The sequence below is a fragment of the Streptomyces sp. NPDC056987 genome (assembly GCF_042673865.1).
In the GTDB taxonomy this organism is placed as follows: Bacteria; Actinomycetota; Actinomycetes; order Streptomycetales; family Streptomycetaceae; genus Streptomyces.
In genome coordinates this window covers 511,518-527,517 of sequence record NZ_JBHURV010000001.1, presented here as the reverse complement: position 1 = coordinate 527,517, position 16,000 = coordinate 511,518, and the positions used below count along the sequence as shown (strand labels likewise).

General features: G+C 70.5%; 11 protein-coding genes. 5 read left to right on the top strand and 6 right to left on the bottom strand.

Annotation, left to right across the window (positions count from 1 at the left end):
• Positions 1-150: 150 nt before the first annotated feature.
• The 3 genes from ACFTZC_RS02265 to sucC form a co-directional block, all read right to left on the bottom strand.
• Positions 151-1,695, bottom strand: coding sequence for an aldehyde dehydrogenase family protein (locus ACFTZC_RS02265; RefSeq protein WP_382885956.1), 1,545 nt, complete (start codon positions 1,693-1,695; stop codon positions 151-153).
• Between the two features lie 112 nt (positions 1,696-1,807).
• Complete coding sequence (gene sucD / locus ACFTZC_RS02260; RefSeq protein ID WP_382885955.1) at positions 1,808-2,710, bottom strand: succinate--CoA ligase subunit alpha; 903 nt, start codon at positions 2,708-2,710, stop codon at positions 1,808-1,810.
• 13 nt (positions 2,711-2,723) lie between these two features.
• Entirely contained in the window at positions 2,724-3,857 is a 1,134-nt protein-coding gene (sucC, locus tag ACFTZC_RS02255) for an ADP-forming succinate--CoA ligase subunit beta (RefSeq protein ID WP_382885953.1), read from the bottom strand.
• A gap of 172 nt (positions 3,858-4,029) precedes the next feature.
• Between sucC and ACFTZC_RS02250 the strand changes: the two genes are divergently transcribed.
• The 5 genes from ACFTZC_RS02250 (at position 4,030) to ACFTZC_RS02230 (ending at position 12,126) form a co-directional block, all read left to right on the top strand.
• Positions 4,030-5,712: a thiamine pyrophosphate-binding protein gene (locus ACFTZC_RS02250; protein ID WP_382885951.1), complete on the top strand. Its 1,683-nt coding sequence runs from the start codon at positions 4,030-4,032 to the stop codon at positions 5,710-5,712.
• 12 nt (positions 5,713-5,724) lie between these two features.
• A complete protein-coding gene (gene frc, locus ACFTZC_RS02245; RefSeq protein WP_382885949.1) occupies positions 5,725-6,990 on the top strand; it encodes a formyl-CoA transferase in 1,266 nt (421 codons plus the stop codon).
• A gap of 2 nt (positions 6,991-6,992) precedes the next feature.
• On the top strand, positions 6,993-9,131 hold the full coding sequence (locus ACFTZC_RS02240; protein WP_382885947.1) for an acetate--CoA ligase family protein: 2,139 nt from the start codon (positions 6,993-6,995) through the stop codon (positions 9,129-9,131).
• Positions 9,132-9,320: 189 nt separating this feature from the next.
• Complete coding sequence (locus ACFTZC_RS02235; protein WP_382885945.1) at positions 9,321-10,715, top strand: OFA family MFS transporter; 1,395 nt, start codon at positions 9,321-9,323, stop codon at positions 10,713-10,715.
• 1 nt (position 10,716) lies between these two features.
• Complete coding sequence (locus ACFTZC_RS02230; RefSeq protein ID WP_382885943.1) at positions 10,717-12,126, top strand: OFA family MFS transporter; 1,410 nt, start codon at positions 10,717-10,719, stop codon at positions 12,124-12,126.
• 183 nt (positions 12,127-12,309) lie between these two features.
• On the opposite strand, the gene ACFTZC_RS02225 is transcribed toward ACFTZC_RS02230, so the two are convergent.
• The 3 genes from ACFTZC_RS02225 to eboE are packed head-to-tail and all read right to left on the bottom strand — an operon-like array spanning position 12,310 to position 15,997.
• On the bottom strand, positions 12,310-13,368 hold the full coding sequence (locus ACFTZC_RS02225) for a sugar phosphate isomerase/epimerase family protein (protein WP_382885941.1): 1,059 nt from the start codon (positions 13,366-13,368) through the stop codon (positions 12,310-12,312).
• Positions 13,369-13,388: 20 nt separating this feature from the next.
• Positions 13,389-14,831, bottom strand: a complete 1,443-nt coding sequence (locus ACFTZC_RS02220) for an alkaline phosphatase family protein (RefSeq protein WP_382885939.1) — start codon at positions 14,829-14,831, stop codon at positions 13,389-13,391.
• Positions 14,828-15,997 carry a metabolite traffic protein EboE gene (eboE, locus tag ACFTZC_RS02215; RefSeq protein WP_382885937.1) on the bottom strand — a complete coding sequence of 390 codons (1,170 nt, stop codon included), beginning with the start codon at positions 15,995-15,997 and terminating at the stop codon, positions 14,828-14,830. Before eboE ends, ACFTZC_RS02220 begins: the two co-directional genes overlap by 4 nt.
• Positions 15,998-16,000: the final 3 nt, after the last annotated feature.

Here is a 16,000-nt window from a genome sequence, read left to right as displayed (position 1 = left end):
CCTCGTCCACCGGGGGGTTTTGTTTGGTGGGGGGTTTGTTTTTTTTTAAACCCACCCGGTTTCTCGCGGGTGGGCGGGGGGGGGGGTGGGGGGGGGGGGGGGCCGATCGCGCACCGGGCGTCATCCCGTGCGCACGCGGTGACGCCGGGGTTACGGCATGAGGTGGTAGTCGGGGAAGTTGCCCGGCAGGCGTTCGCCCGGCGGGCCGTCCGTGACCGCGTGGACCAGGAGCTCGCCGCCGACGAAGGCGCCGCGCCAGGAGTGGCCGAAGCCGCCGAACAGCTCGTCGCGGTCGCCCCGGGAGCGGGGTTTTCCGTGGCCGGTCTTGAAGGCCCGGATCTGGGGTGCCAGCCGGGCATACGTCGCCGGGTCGTCGGTGGACAGGGTCGCGACGAGGGCGCCGTTCGAGGCGTTCATCGCGGCCAGCAGCTCCGCCTCCGTGTCGACCAGGACGATCGTGTCGACCGGGCCGAAGGGTTCCGCGTGGTGGAGGGGGGAGGACGGGGGCGGATTGAGCAGGGTGACCGGGGCCAGATACGCGCTGGTGTCCTGGTCGGGGAGGAAGCGGGCGTCCGCGAGAGCGCCCCGGTGGAGCGGTACGGCGCCGCGGCCGATCGCCTCGGTGACCTGGTCTGCCAGCTCCTTCGCCTTGGCCGCGTTGATGAGCGGCCCGAAGTCCAGCTCCGGCGGCCGGTCGTCCGGGGACTCGACGGCGAGGGGGTGGCCCAGGCGGATCGAGCGTACGGCGGGGAGGTACGCGGCGAGGAAGTCCGCGAAGAGGGAGCGCTGGACGACGAAGCGCGGATACGCCGTGCAGCGCTGCTTCCCGTAGTCGAAGAGCTTGGGGATCACGGCGGTCAGGGCGGAGAAGTCGGTGCAGTTCCAGACGCCCCAGGTGTTGAGTCCCTCCTGTTCGAGGACATGGCGCTTGCCGACGTCGGCGACCGCGGTGGCGATCCCGGCGCCGGTGTCCCGGCCGCCGACGAAGGAGACGCAGCCGATCTCGGGCGCGCGCACCAGCGCCTCGGAGAGTTCGCCGCCGCTGCCGCTGACCAGCGTGACGGGGACGCCCTCACGGGCGGCGAGCGCGCAGGCCAGGGTGAGACAGGCGACGCCGCCGTCGGTGGGGGTCTTGGCGATGACCGCGTTGCCGGCCAGCGCCTGCACCAGCAGGGCGTGGACGAGGACGGACATCGGGTAGTTCCAGCTCGCGATGTTGGAGACCGGCCCCGGCAGCGGGGTACGGCCCGCCAGCATGGGCCCGGCTCCGTCCACGTACCAGCGCACGCCGTCGATCGCACGGTCGACGTCGGCCTGGGCGAGGCGCCAGGGCTTGCCGATCTCCCAGACGAGGAGGAGTGCGAGCAGTTCGCGGTGCGCGGTGAGCGCGTCGAGCGTCGCGCTCACCCGGGCGGCGCGCTCCGGCAGCGGGATGTGGCGCCAGGCGCGGTGCGCGTCGAGCGCGGCGCGCACCGCCTGCCGGGCGGTGTCGCCGTCCAGCCGCGGCGGGCCCGCGATCGGGCTCCCGTCGACGGGGCTGGTGGCGGGCAGGGCCCGCCCGTCGGACCGCCAGGACGCGGCCCAGAGGTTGCGTACCCGGTCGTCCTGGAAGGCCTCGGGCGCGGCGGCGAGGCTGCGCTCCCAGGCGTCCGGCCAGGCGGTGCCCGGTTTGAGGATCAGTGAGGTGGGTGCCATTGAGGGTCTCCGCTCCGATGAGGCGGGAGGTGCATGGCTCGGTTCGGGCTCGGATCAGGACCGCCGACCGGCGGTGCGGGGAGCCGGTGGTGCGGGTGGCACGCACCCGCTCTCAAGTATGGGTGACACCGCGTGACGGCGCGAGGTGGTCCAGGACCAGCCGCGCGGTCTCCGAAGGGGTGGAGCCGACCCGGATCCCGGCCGCCTCCAGCGCCTTGCGCTTGCCCTCCGCCGTACCGGAGGAGCCCGAGACGATCGCGCCCGCGTGCCCCATGGTCTTGCCCTCGGGCGCGGTGAACCCGGCGATGTAGCCGATGACCGGCTTGCTCACCCGCTCGGCGGCGTAGGCGGCGGCGCGTTCCTCGGCATCGCCGCCGATCTCGCCGATGAGCACGACGAGTTCGGTGTCGGGGTCGTCCTCGAAGGCGGCGAGGCAGTCGATGTGGCTGGTGCCGACGACCGGGTCGCCGCCGATGCCGACCGCCGAGGAGAAGCCGATCTCCCTCAGCTCGTACATGAGTTGGTAGGTGAGCGTGCCGGACTTCGACACGAGGCCGATCCGGCCCGGCTTGGTGGCGATGTCCGCCGGGATGATGCCGGCGTTGGACTGCCCGGGGCTGATGAGGCCGGGGCAGTTGGGGCCGATGATCCGGGTGGCATGCTGCTTGGCGTACGCGGTGAAGGCGACGGCGTCGTGGACGGGGATGCCCTCGGTGATGACGACGGCGAGCCCGATCCCGGCGTCCACCGCCTCGGTCACGGCCCCCCGGGCGAACTGGGGTGGCACGAAGACGACGGTGACGTCCGCGCCGGTCGCCTCGATGCCCTCGCGTACGGAGCCGAAGACGGGCACGGTGGCGCCGTCGAGGTCGATCCGGGCGCCGGCCTTGCGCGGGTTGACGCCGCCGACGACCGAGGTGCCCGCGGCGAGCATCCGCCGGGTGTGCCGCATGCCCTCGGCGCCGGTCATGCCCTGGACGAGTACCTTGCTCTCCTTGGTCAGGAAGATGGCCATGGTGTTCCTCTCCTCATCCCGCGTTCGCGAGCGCGGCGGCCTGCCGGGCCGCCCCGTCCATGGTGGTGGCCTGCTGTACGAGCGGGTGCGCGCGCTCCGCGAGGATCGCCCGGCCGCGGGCCGCGCTGTTGCCGTCGAGGCGGACCACGAGCGGCCGGGTCAACGTCACTGATTCCAGGGCCCGTACGATGCCGTCGGCGACCGCGTCGCAGGCCGTGATGCCGCCGAAGACATTGACGAAGACGGATTTCACGGCCGGGTCGGAGAGGATGACGGAGAGCCCGTCCGCCATCACCTGGGCGGACGCGCCGCCCCCGATGTCGAGGAAGTTGGCGGGGCGGGCGCCACAGCCGGCCACCACGTCGAGGGTGGACATGACGAGGCCGGCGCCGTTGCCGATGATGCCGACCTCGCCGTCGAGCTTCACGTAGTTGAGCCCCTTGGCCGCCGCCTCCGCCTCCAGCGGGTCGCCGCCGGGATCGGGCTCCGTCTCGCCCCACCGCGCCTGCCGGAAGAGGGCGTTGTCGTCAAGGGTGACCTTGCCGTCGAGGGCGAGAATGAGCCCTTCCGTGGTGCGTACCAACGGGTTCACCTCGACCAGCAGGGCGTCCTCGCGGACCACCACCTGCCAGAGCGCCCGCAGGACGGGGACGACCCCGTCGGGCAGCCCGGCCGCCGCGGCGATCCGGGTGGCGACCTCCTCGGTGACGCCTTCCGCCGGGTCGACGGGGACCCGGGCCACCGCCTCGGGCCGGACCGCCGCGACCTCCTCGATCTCCATGCCGCCCTCGGCCGAGGCGATGGCGAGGAAGGTCCCGGCCGCCCGGTCGAGGACGTAGCTCACATAGAACTCGGCCTCGATGGCGACGGGTTGGGCGAGCATCAGCGCCCGGACGGTGTGCCCCTTGATGTCCATGCCGAGTATCTGGCGTGCGGTCAGTTCGGCCGCCGCCGGATCGGCGGCGAGCTTCACCCCGCCCGCCTTGCCGCGCCCTCCGGTCTTCACCTGCGCCTTGACGACCACGCGCCCGCCGAGCCGCCGCGCGGCCGCCCCGGCGTCCTTGGCCGTGGCCGCCACCTCGGCTTTCGGCACCGCGATGCCGTGTTCCGCGAAGAGTTCCCTTGCCTGGTGTTCGTACAGATCCATGGCTGCTCCCCTTGCTTTCCCGTTGACGAAAAGTGGCGCACGCCCCCTGGACACCACCCGCCCGGATGCGGGATAACAAGCTTCATACAGTATTCGTCGACTGTATGCAATGTACCGGGGCGGGCGCTCGCCCCTCCCCGGCGAAGGACTACGAAGGGACAGGGACCTCCTCATGCCCGACGACAGCCAAGAACTCATCTCCGGTGGTCATCTCGTCGCCAAGGCACTCAAAGCGGAGGGTGTCGAGGTCATCTACACCCTCTGCGGCGGCCACATCATCGACATCTACGACGGCTGCGTCGACGAGGGCATCGATGTCGTCGACGTACGTCATGAGCAGGTGGCCGCCCACGCCGCGGACGGCTACGCCCGTATCACCGGAAAGCCGGGGTGCGCGGTGGTCACCGCCGGGCCCGGCACCACCGACGCCGTGACCGGGGTCGCCAACGCCTTCCGCGCCGAGTCGCCCATGCTGCTGATCGGCGGTCAGGGGGCGCACACTCAGCACAAGATGGGCTCGCTCCAGGACCTCCCCCACGTCGACATGATGACCCCCATCACCAAGTTCGCCGCCACCGTGCCGGACACGGCCCGCGCGGCCGACATGGTCTCGATGGCGTTCCGCGAGTGCTACCACGGCGCCCCGGGACCGTCCTTCCTGGAGATCCCGCGCGATGTGCTGGACGCGAAGGTGCCGGTGGAGAAGGCCCGGGTCCCCGCGGCCGGGCAGTACCGGGCCTCGACCCGCTCGGCCGGCGACCCCGAGGCCGTCGAGAAACTCGCCGACCTGCTCACACACGCCGAGAAGCCGGCCATCCTGCTCGGCAGCCAGGTCTGGACGACCCGGGCCACCGACGCGGCGATCGAGCTGGTGCGGACGCTCAACATCCCCGCGTACATGAACGGGGCGGGACGCGGCACCCTGGCCCCCGGCGACCCGCACCACTTCCAGCTCTCGCGGCGCTACGCCTTCTCCAACGCCGACCTCATCATCATCGTCGGGACGCCCTTCGACTTCCGCATGGGGTACGGCAAGCGGCTCTCGCCCGACGCGACCGTCGTCCAGATCGACCTCGACTACCGTACGGTCGGCAAGAACCGGGACATCGACCTCGGCATCGTCGGGGACGCCGGGCTCGTGCTCTCCTCCGTCACCCAGGCCGCGAGCGGGCGCCTCAACGGAGGTTCCGTGAAGCGGAAGGCGTGGCTGGACGAGCTGCGCGCCGCCGAGCAGACGGCCATCGAGAAGCGGCTGCCGCAACTGCGCTCGGACGCCTCGCCCATCCACCCGTACCGGCTGGTCAGCGAGATCAACGAATTCCTCACCGAGGACTCGATCTACATCGGGGACGGCGGCGACATCGTCACCTTCTCCGGGCAGGTCGTCCAGCCCAAGTCGCCCGGCCACTGGATGGATCCAGGCCCGCTCGGCACCCTCGGCGTCGGGGTCCCCTTCGTGCTCGCCGCCAAGCAGGCCCGGCCCGACAAGGAGGTCGTGGCGCTCTTCGGCGACGGCGCCTTCTCGCTGACCGGCTGGGACTTCGAGACGCTGGTGCGCTACAACCTGCCGTTCGTCGGCATCGTCGGCAACAACTCCTCGATGAACCAGATCCGTTACGGCCAGAAGGCCAAGTACGGCGACGAGCGCGAGCGCGTCGGCAACACCCTCGGTGACGTCCACTACGACAAGTTCGCCCAGATGCTGGGCGGTTACGGCGAAGAGGTCCGCGACCCGGCGGACATCGCGCCCGCGCTGCGGCGCGCCCGCGAGTCCGGACTGCCGTCGCTGATCAACGTCTGGGTCGACCCCGACGCGTACGCCCCCGGAACCATGAACCAGACCATGTACAAGTGAAGGAGCCCTCCCATGACCCAGGCTCTTGAGACCCCGCCCACCGGCACCCCCCAGAAGGCGCTCTCGGGCGTACGCGTCCTGGACATGACGCATGTCCAGTCGGGCCCCTCGGCCACTCAGTTGCTCGGCTGGCTCGGCGCGGACGTGGTGAAGCTGGAGGCGCCGAGCGGCGACATCACCCGCAAGCAGCTGCGCGACCTGCCCGACGTCGACTCGCTGTACTTCACGATGCTCAACTGCAACAAGCGGTCCATCACCCTCAACACCAAGACCGAGCGCGGCAAGGAGATCCTCACGGAACTCATCCGCCGCTCCGATGTGATGGTGGAGAACTTCGGCCCGGGGGCCGTGGACCGGATGGGGTTCACCTGGGAGCGCATCCAGGAGATCAACCCCCGGATCGTCTACGCCTCCATCAAGGGGTTCGGGGAGGGCCCGTACACCAACTTCAAGGCGTACGAGGTGGTCGCGCAGGCCATGGGCGGCTCGATGTCCACGACCGGCTTCGAGGACGGCCCGCCGCTCGCCACCGGCGCGCAGATCGGCGACTCCGGCACCGGCATCCACGCGGTCGCCGGGATACTCGCCGCGCTCTTCCAGCGCGAGCACACCGGGCGCGGCCAGCGCGTCAACGTGGCGATGCAGCACGCCGTGCTCAACCTCTGCCGGGTGAAACTCCGCGACCAGCAGCGGCTCGCCCACGGTCCGCTCGCCGAGTACCCGAACGAGGACTTCGGCGACGAGGTGCCCCGCAGCGGCAACGCGAGCGGCGGCGGACAGCCCGGCTGGGCCGTCAAGTGCGCGCCGGGCGGCCCCAACGACTACGTGTACGTGATCGTGCAGCCGGTCGGGTGGCGGCCGGTCACCGAGCTGATGGGCCGGCCCGAGCTGGCGGACGATCCCGAGTGGGCGACGCCCGAGGCGCGGCTGCCGAAGCTCGGCAAGATGTTCCAGCTCATAGAGGAGTGGACGGCGACCCTGCCCAAGTGGGAGGTGCTGGAGCGGCTCAACGCCCACAACATCCCGTGCGGCCCGATCCTCTCCACCAAGGAGATCATCGAGGACGCCTCGCTCGCGGCCAACGAGATGGTCGTCGAGGTCCCCCACCCCCAGCGCGGCTCGTTCACCACGGTCGGCAGCCCGCTGAAGCTCTCCGACTCCCCCGTGGACGTGTTCACCTCGCCGCTGCTCGGTGAGCACAACGCGGAGGTGTACGTGGGTGAACTGGGCCTGGGCGACGAGGAACTGCGGCTTCTCAAGACGGACGGAGTCATCTAGCGGTGGACAGCAACGAAGAGAGCAGGAAGACCGTACGGGCGCTGCTGGACGCGGCGCTCGCCGAGGGCCGCACCGCGCTCACGGCGCCCGAGGGCAAGGTCGTCACGGACGCGTACGGCATCCCCACGCCGGCCGAGGCGCTGGCCGAGAGCGCCGACGAGGCGGTGGCGCTGGCCGACCGGATCGGCTTCCCGGTGGCGATGAAGATCGTCTCCCCGGAGATCCTGCACAAGACGGACGCGGGCGGCGTACGGATCGGGCTGGCCTCCGCCGCCGAGGTGCGGGGCGCGTTCACCGCGATCGTCACCAACGCCCGTGCGTACGACCCTCACGCGCGGATCCTGGGCGTGCAGATCCAGCAGATGGTGCCCGAGGGGACCGAGGTGCTGATCGGCACCGTCACCGACCCGACCTTCGGCAAGATCGTGGCGTTCGGGCTCGGCGGTGTGCTGGTGGAGGTCCTCAAGGACGTCACCTTCCGGCTCGCCCCCGCCTCCACGGACGACGCGCTGTCGATGCTCGACGGGATCCGCGCGGCGGAGATCCTGCGCGGGGTGCGCGGCGCGGCGCCCGTCGACCGGGACGCGCTGGCCGGGCTGATCGTCAAGGTGTCGCGGCTCGCCGCCGACTTCCCGGAGATCGCCGAGGTCGACCTCAACCCGGTGTTCGCGTCGGCGAACGGGGTGATGGCCGCCGACGTACGGATCCTGCTCGACGCCGAACGGCCGCCCGCGCGGCGGAGTTACGGCCGCGAGGAGATTCTCGCCTCGATGCGGCGGCTGATGAAGCCCACCTCCGTGGCGGTGATCGGGGCCTCCAACGAGCAGGGCAAGATCGGCAATTCGGTCATGCGGAACCTGATCGACGGAGGTTTTCCCGGCGAGATCCATCCGGTGAACCCCAAAGCCGATGACATTCTCGGCCGCAAGGCGTACAAGAGCGTGATGGACGTTCCGGGTGAGCCCGATGTGGCGGTCTTCGCGATTCCCGCGAAGTTCGTGCCCGCCGCGCTGGAGGAGGTCGGCCGCAAGGGCATCCCGAACGCCGTGCTGATCCCGTCCGGCTTCGCCGAGACCGGCGAACACGAGCTCCAGGAAAGGATCGTGGCCATCGCGGAGGAGCACGGGGTCCGGCTGCTGGGGCCGAACATCTACGGCTACTACTCCACCTGGCAGGACCTCTGCGCCACCTTCTGCACCCCGTACGACGTCAAGGGCGGCGTGGCGCTGACCTCGCAGTCCGGTGGCATCGGGATGGCCATCCTCGGCTTCGCGCGGTCCACGAAGACGGGCGTCTCGGCGATCGTCGGACTCGGCAACAAGTCCGACCTGGACGAGGACGACCTGCTGACCTGGTTCGGCGAGGACCCGCACACCGAGTGCATCGCGATGCACCTGGAGGACCTCAAGGACGGCCGCGCGTTCGTGTCGGCGGCGCGGGCCACCGTACCGAAGAAGCCGGTGGTCGTCCTGAAGGCCGGACGCACGGCGGCCGGCGCGAAGGCGGCGGGCTCGCACACCGGCGCGCTCGCCGGGGACGACGCGGTGTACGACGACATCCTGCGCCAGGCCGGGGTCATCAGGGCACCGGGGCTGAGCGAGATGCTGGAGTACGCGCGGGCGCTGCCCGTGCTCCCCACGCCGCAGGGTGACAACGTCGTCATCATCACGGGCGCGGGCGGCTCGGGGGTGCTCCTCTCGGACGCCATCGTCGACAACGGGCTCTCCCTGATGGAGATCCCGCCGGATCTGGACGAGGCGTTCCGCGCGTTCATCCCGCCGTTCGGCGCGGCCGGCAACCCGGTGGACATCACCGGCGGCGAGCCGCCGTCCACGTACGAGGCGACGATCCGGCTGGGTCTGGAGGACCCGCGGATCCACGCGCTGGTACTCGGGTACTGGCACACGATCGTCACCCCGCCGATGGTCTTCGCCGAACTGACGGCGCGGGTCGTGGCGGAGTTCCGGGAGCGGGGCGTCCACAAACCGGTGGTGGCCTCCCTCGCGGGCGACGTGGAGGTCGAGGAGGCGTGCCAGTACCTCTTCGACCACGGGGTGGTGGCCTACCCCTACACCACGGAACAGCCGGTCGCGGTGCTCGGCGCGAAATATCGATGGGCGCGGGCGGCGGGGCTGTTGTGACGTACCGACAGCAGTCGTTACCGGCCGGGGGTCCGGGGGTTGCCCCCGGGTATGCCGCCGCCCGATGGGCGCGGGCGGCGGGGCTGTTGGGAGGCGGTTCATGACCTGACCTCACCCGGGCACGGCACGAAGGTTTTGGACAGGGGGCGCTGGCCAGTTCTTTCGATGCAAGGGGTGCGAGAGACCATCATGAAAACGACAACCACTCAACTCGACAGCTCCGTCCCCTACAAAGAGGTGACGGACCGCAACGGACGCGTGTACCGGATCGGTGAGAGCGACCGGGACATCATGGGCCGGCCCCGATGGACGATGGTGCTCTTCCCGTGGATGGGCATGCTCGGCATCAGTTCGTCGGAGTACGCGTTCACCTCCGCGGAGGACACGCTGCACCAGGCCCATCTGTGGAGCAGCGGGCACATCTTCTGGCTTATGGGCGTCTGGGTCTTCTTCCAGGCGGCCGTCGCCTTCCCGGCCGGGCAGCTCAGGGAGAGCGGCAGGCTGCCCGCCCGCTACGCCATGATGCTGGGCGCGCTGGGGACGTTGCTGGGCTATGTGTCCCTGGCGTACGCCCCGCACGTGATCGTGGCGTACTTCGGCTTCGGCATGTTCAGCGGGATCGGCGCCGGGCTGGTCTACGCGACCTGCGTCAACATGGTCGGCAAGTGGTATCCCGAGCGCAAGGGAGGCAAGACCGGCCTCGTCAACGGCGGTTTCGCCTACGGCTCGGTGCCGTTCGTCTTCCTCTTCACCTCGTACATGGACCTGAGCAACTACCAGGGTGTGCTGGTCTTCGTCGGTGTGGTCTGCTGCCTCGTCGTGGCGGTCGCCGGCTGGTTCTTCAAGGACCCGCCGAAGTACTGGTGGCCGCGGGGCGCCGATCCGCTGAAGGTCTCCGACGACCCGAGGGTCCGGCGCGCGCTGGCGAAGAACCCGCCGGCGGTGAAGCAGTACACACCGCGCGAGGCGGCCCGTACACCGGTGCTGTGGATGATGTGGTTCTGCCTGCTCTGCACGGCGGGGATCAACATCTTCGGCATAGCGTTCCAGGTGCCCTTCGGCAAGGACATGGGCTTCGCGGGCGGGATAGTGGCCACGGCGATGTCCCTCAAGGCGATCGTGAACGGTACGGGGCGCGGTGTCATCGGCTGGATATCCGACCGGTACGGGCGCCGCAACACCCTGATCATCGTCTGTCTGGTGCTCGGCAGCGCGCAGTTCGGTGTGCTGATCTCCGGGTCGATGGGCAGCATGCCGTTCTTCCTGTTCTGCTCGATGGTCTCCGGTTTCGGCGGCGGGGCGATCTTCCCGCTGTTCGCGGCGATGACGGCGGACTACTTCGGGGAGAACAACAATGCCTCGAACTACGGCATGGTCTACAGCTCCAAGCTCATATCGGGCCTGGTCGGCTCCGGTGTGGGAGCCCTCGTGGTGGGGGCCTGGGACTACGAGGGCGCGTTCGTGATCGCCGGCAGCATCGGCCTCGCCTCCGCCGTCCTCGCGGTGTTCCTGAAGGCACCCGGCAGGCCCGACGTGAAGAAGATCCAGCCCAACCCGAACCCGATCGGCCGGGAGATCGCCTGATATGACCACTGAACCACTCTCCGGTCCGTCCGCGTCGGCCACCGCCGGCGCGGGCTACCGCGAGATCACCGACGCCCATGGCCGGGTCTACCGGGTCGGCGAGTCCGACCGGCAGATCCTCGGCCTCCCCCGCTGGACGATGGTGGCCCTGCCCTGGCTCGCCATGCTCGCCATCAGTGTCTTCGAGTACGCCTTCGGGGCGGCCGAGCAGACGCTGTCCAGGGCACATCACTGGACCTCGACGAACACCTTCTGGGTGCTCAGTGTCTGGATCTTCTTCCAGGCCGCGGTCTCCTTCCCCGCGGGACGCCTGCGGGAGAAGGGCATCCTGAGCAGCAGGGCGGCCATGCTGATCGGCTCGTTCTGCTCGCTGCTGGGGTTCGTCAGTCTCGGTCACGCGCCGGACTTCTGGTTCGCGCTGGCCGGTTTCGGCCTGCTGGGCGGGCTCGGCTCCGGACTGATCTACTCGACCTGCGTCAACATGGTCGGCAAGTGGTACCCCGAGCGCAGGGGCGGCAAGACGGGGCTGGTCAACGGCGCGTTCGCCTATGGCGCGGTGCCGTTCGTCTTCCTCTTCACGTACGGCTTCGACACCTCGAACTACCGGACGGTCCTGGACCTCGTCGGGGTGTACGTGCTCGTGCTGACGCTGGTGGCGGGGGTGTTCTTCAAGGATCCGCCGAAGAACTGGTGGCCCGAGGAGATCGATCCGCTGCGCCGCTCCGGGGACGCCAAGTCGTCGCTGGCGCTGGCGAAGAACCCGCCCGCGGTGCGGCAGTACACACCGCGGGAGGCGTTACGGACCGGGATCGTGCCCCTGATGTGGCTGTGCATGCTGTGCTGCGCGGGCGTGTCGATCTTCGGGATCTCGTTCCAGGTGCCGTTCGCCAAGGAGATGGGGTTCGGTCCGCTGATCGCGGCGTCCTCCATGGGCGTGATGGCGGTGATCAACGGCACCGGGCGGGGTGTGGTCGGCTGGCTCTCCGACAAGCTGGGCCGGCGGCCGACCCTCACCTACGTGTGTCTGGTGCTGGCCGTGGCGCAGTTCGGTGTGCTGTGGGCGGGCGAGATCCGCAACCAGACGCTGTTCCTGGCCTTCGCCTTCCTGTCCGGCTTCGGCGGCGGAGCGTTCTATCCGCTGTTCGCGGCGCTGGTCCCGGACTACTTCGGGGAGAACTACAACGCGTCGAACTACGGCATGGTCTACAGCGCGAAGCTGGTCAGCGGGTTGTTCGGCGGCGGGATGGGGGCGGTCGTGGTCGCCTCGTGGGGGTACGTCGGCGCGTATGTGGCGTCCGGTGTGGTCTCGCTGGTCGCCGCGGGACTCTCGCTGGTCCTGCGGCAACCGGGCGGCCCGCGGCCCGGACGGCGCCCGGTCCGGCTGCCACAGCCGGGTGAGGCCACCGCCTGAACGGCTGAGCCCCCGGGCGCGGCCTGACACGACGGAACACGGCGGAACACGGCAAATACAGCACATTCAAGGGAACACGACGAAACCCTGAAGAGCACGACGGATCAGCAGACGGCCCTCCCCGCGGCGCTGTACCGGCCGCGCGGAGGGCCGCCGTCGTATCTCCCCTGCGACGTGCGGGAGTTACCGCTTCTCGCGCAGCGAGTGCAGATGCGCCGAGGACTTCTGGGCGAACAGCAGCGAGTCCACCGGCTGGTCGTGCTCCACCTGCCAGTGGTGGCCGCGCCGGCCGCCGTGGGTCTTGTTGACGGCCGAGATGAAGCGCTGGTAGTCGATGTCGCCGTCGCCGACGTCCACCATGCGGTAGCCGTCGCGGGCCGTGATGTCCTCGATGCCGTCCTTCACGTGGAAGAGCGGGTAGCGGTGGGGCTGCTTGAGGACGTACCGCAGCGGGTCGAAGGGCGCGGGCCTGCCCTCGGGCGTCTTGCTGAAGCGGAACTGGCCGGCGTACGCCCAGTAGATGTCCATCTCCAGGTAGACCAGGCTCGGGTCGGTCTCGGCGAGGAGGATGTCGTAAAGCCGTACGTTCGGCTGGTCGGTGGCGAAGGAGAACTCCTCCGCGTGGTTGTGCTGGTAGAACTTCATGCCGCGCCGCTTGGCCGCCGCGCCGTAGGCGTTGAAGTCGGCGGCGGCCCGCTTCCAGGCGTCGACGGTCGATCCGTAGCGGAAGGGGCCCGACGCGGTGCCTATGTGGTCCAGGCCGAGTTCCTGGGCGTCGTCCAGGACCTTGGTGAGGTTCTGGGCGAAGCTGTAGGCGTTGGGGTTGCTGTCGTCGGCGTAGTTGACATGGCTGCCGATCGGCTTGAGACCGTGGTTCTTGGCCAGTCTCTTCAGCTGCGGCAGGGTGATGGCGCCGGCGCTGCCCTGGGTGTATCCGGCGAACTCGATCTCGTCGTAGCCGAACCGCTCCAGCTCGTCGAAGACCTTCGCGAAGCCGATCGTGGACACCTTGTCGCGCAGCGAGTACAGCTGGATGCCGAGCCGGCCCGGCGGCAGGACGGGCTGTCCCGTGCCGTGCCCGCCGTGGCCGGGGCGGGGGCCCGAGCCGTGGGCGGCGGCCGGGGTGGCCACGGCCGAGGCGCCGACCACCGCGGCCGCGGTGGCCCCCGCGGCCACACCGAGCATGCCGCGCCGGCTGAGCTTGTGTGCGAGTTCGGGGTCTGCTGGGGTCTTGCGGCTCATGGCGGAACTCCTTCTGTCAGTCAGTGCAGTCCGGCAAGGTGGAGGAGAAGGCTCTTCACGTCGGTGGCCGCGACACGGTCACCGAGGTCATGGGGTGTGGAGCAGAGGATGAGCGGGCCCTCCTCGTCGTTCGCGGGGAGCCGGCCGTGGCTGCCGCGGATGGGCGAGGGGTCGAGGGGCACGACCGCGAGCCGGTAGCGCATCCCGAGCTTCTTGCGGGCGATCGCCTTGGCCGCCTTGAGGCGTACGTACGGATCGAGGGGGTCCATGAACAGCTCGACGGGGTCGTAGCCGGGCTTCCGGTGGATCTCCACGAGCTGCGCGAAGTCGGGTGCCCGGTCGTCGTCCAGCCAGTAGTAGTACGTGAACCAGGCGTCGGGTTCCGCGACGGCCACCAGCTCCCCGGAGCGGGGGTGGTCGAGCCCGTGTGCCTTCTTGCCCTCGTCGTCGAGGAGCTGCTCGATCCCGTCGAGGTCCTTCAGCGCCTCGCGGGTCGCGTCCAGGTCCTCGGGGCGGCGTACGTAGACGTGCGCGAGCTGGTGGTCGGAGACGGCGAAGGCGCGGGAGGCCATGGTGTCCAGGTACTCCATGCCGTCCTGGGTGTGGACCTCCAGCAGCCCGGCCCGGCGCAGGGCGCGGTTGATGTCGACGGCCCGGGAGACCCGGGTGATGCCGTACTCGGAGAGCGCCACGACGGTACGGCCCTCCGCCTCCGCGTCGGCGAGCAGCGGGGCCATGGCCGCGTCGAGTTCGGCGGCGGCCCGGTGCGAGCGGGGGTCGTCGGGGCCGAAGCGCTGGAGGTCGTAGTCAAGGTGCGGCAGGTAGCAGAGGGCGAGATCGGGGCGGCGGGTGGCCATGATGTGCCGGGTCGCGTCGGTGATCCACTGGGAGGAGACCAGGTCGGCGCCGGGCCCCCAGAAGTGGAAGAGGGGGAACGTGCCGAAAAGCTCGGTGAGTTCGTCGTGGAGCGCGGGCGGCCGGGTGTAGCAGTCGGGCTCCTTGCGGCCGTCGGCGTAGTAGACGGGGCGCGGGGTGACGGTGTAGTCGGTGTCCGCGCCCATCGCGTACCACCAGCAGATGTTGGCGACGGTGTAGCCGGGGTAGGCGCGGCGGGCCGCGTCCCAGAGCTTGTCGCCGGAGACGAGGCCGTTGTGCTGGCGCCAGAGCAGGACGTCGCCCAGCTCCCGGAAGTACCAGCCGTTGCCGACGATGCCGTGCTCGGCGGGGAGCGTGCCGGTGAGGAAGGTGGACTGGGCGCTGCAGGTGACGGCCGGCAGCACGGTGGTCAGCGGGGCGCGCGCGCCCGCTCCGGCCAGCTTGGACAGGTTCGGCATGTGGCGCAGCAGTTGCGGGGTGAGGCCGACGACGTCCAGGACCAGCAGCGGGGTCGGGCGCGCGGCCCCGCCCCCGGGCCGGGTGCCGGACGGGGCGTCGGCCGGGGGCCCGGCCGGGGTGTCGCTCATGGCAGCTCCTTGAGACCGAGGTCGACCAGCAGGTCCCTGGCCAGGGTGAGTTCGGCGGCGATGCCCTCGGCGAGCCGGCCGCGCGAGCGGGGCCGCAGCTCGGGCGGGAGCGCCTGCCAGGTGTACGTCTCGACCTCCAGATGGCGGGTGCGCGGCACGGCGCCGCCGACGAGGCGGGCGAGCGCGTCCTGGAGGACGGGGAGGGTGGAGGTGAGCGGCGGGGCGGGCGGGGCGTGCAGCGGTACGTGGAAGTGGGCGCGCCAGGGCGCCCCTTCGGGCAGGGAGCGGCCGGCCAGCGCCTCGTCCAGGTCGTCGGTGCCGCGCAGTCCGGCGGCGGTGCTGGTGCGGGTCTGGTGGAGGAAGCGGGGCTCGGCGAAGGCCCGCAGCGCCTCCCGTACCTCGGGGAGGTGCGGGTGTTCGGCGTGCAGGGCGGCGGAGAGCTGCGCCTTGGGCACGGGGATACGGGCCGCCTCCAGCGCGCCGAGGGCGGTGGCCGGGTCCTCGAAGGAGGTGGCGAGGTGGCAGGTGTCGACGCAGATGCCGATGCGGTCGCCGCCGAGCGCGGTGAGCGGGGCGATCGCGTCGGCGGTGGTCTCGACGATGCAGCCGGGCTCGGGCTCCAGGGCGATCCTGATGGACTTGCCGGTCAGCTCTTCCAGTGCGTCGAGGCGTCCGGAGAGGGTGGTGAGCGCGGCGTGGGCGGTGTGGGCCGCGGCGTCGTCCCAGTCGGTGCGCCAGCCGAGGGGCAGGGTGGAGACGGAGCCCTCGGTGACGTCGTCGGGCAGCAGCGCGGCGAGCAGCCTGGCCAGGTCGGCGGTGTAGGACAGCCGCTCGGGATCGGCCCAGTCGGGTTTGTAGACGCGGTACTTGACCTCTTCTGCGCCGAAGCCCTCGTAGGGGAAGCCGTTGAGGGTGACGACCTCCAGGCCCCGCCGGTCGAGTTCGGCGCGCAGTGCGCGCAGCACCGCCGGGTCGTTGATCAGGGCCTGGGCGGCGTCCCTGGCGAGCCAGAGGCCGATGCCGAGGCGGTCCCGGCCGAGGCGTTTGCGTACCGGCTCGCAGTGGTCGCGCAGTTGGGCCAGGACGCCTTCGAGGGTCTCGGCGGGGTGGACGTTGGTGCAGTAGGCGAGGTGGACGGTGGAGCCGTCGGGGTGGCGGAAGCGCATCGG

Excerpts from the sequence above, each read along its gene's own strand:
- ACFTZC_RS02235 (WP_382885945.1), top strand. The coding sequence starts at position 9,321 with ATGAAAACGACAACCACTCAACTCGACAGCTCCGTCCCCTACAAAGAG.
- eboE (WP_382885937.1), bottom strand. The coding sequence starts at position 15,997 with ATGCGCTTCCGCCACCCCGACGGCTCCACCGTCCACCTCGCCTACTGC.
- ACFTZC_RS02225 (WP_382885941.1), bottom strand. The coding sequence starts at position 13,368 with ATGAGCCGCAAGACCCCAGCAGACCCCGAACTCGCACACAAGCTCAGC.
- sucD (WP_382885955.1), bottom strand. The coding sequence starts at position 2,710 with ATGGCCATCTTCCTGACCAAGGAGAGCAAGGTACTCGTCCAGGGCATG.
- ACFTZC_RS02220 (WP_382885939.1), bottom strand. The coding sequence starts at position 14,831 with ATGAGCGACACCCCGGCCGGGCCCCCGGCCGACGCCCCGTCCGGCACC.
- ACFTZC_RS02250 (WP_382885951.1), top strand. The coding sequence starts at position 4,030 with ATGCCCGACGACAGCCAAGAACTCATCTCCGGTGGTCATCTCGTCGCC.
- ACFTZC_RS02265 (WP_382885956.1), bottom strand. The coding sequence starts at position 1,695 with ATGGCACCCACCTCACTGATCCTCAAACCGGGCACCGCCTGGCCGGAC.
- sucC (WP_382885953.1), bottom strand. The coding sequence starts at position 3,857 with ATGGATCTGTACGAACACCAGGCAAGGGAACTCTTCGCGGAACACGGC.
- frc (WP_382885949.1), top strand. The coding sequence starts at position 5,725 with ATGACCCAGGCTCTTGAGACCCCGCCCACCGGCACCCCCCAGAAGGCG.
- ACFTZC_RS02230 (WP_382885943.1), top strand. The coding sequence starts at position 10,717 with ATGACCACTGAACCACTCTCCGGTCCGTCCGCGTCGGCCACCGCCGGC.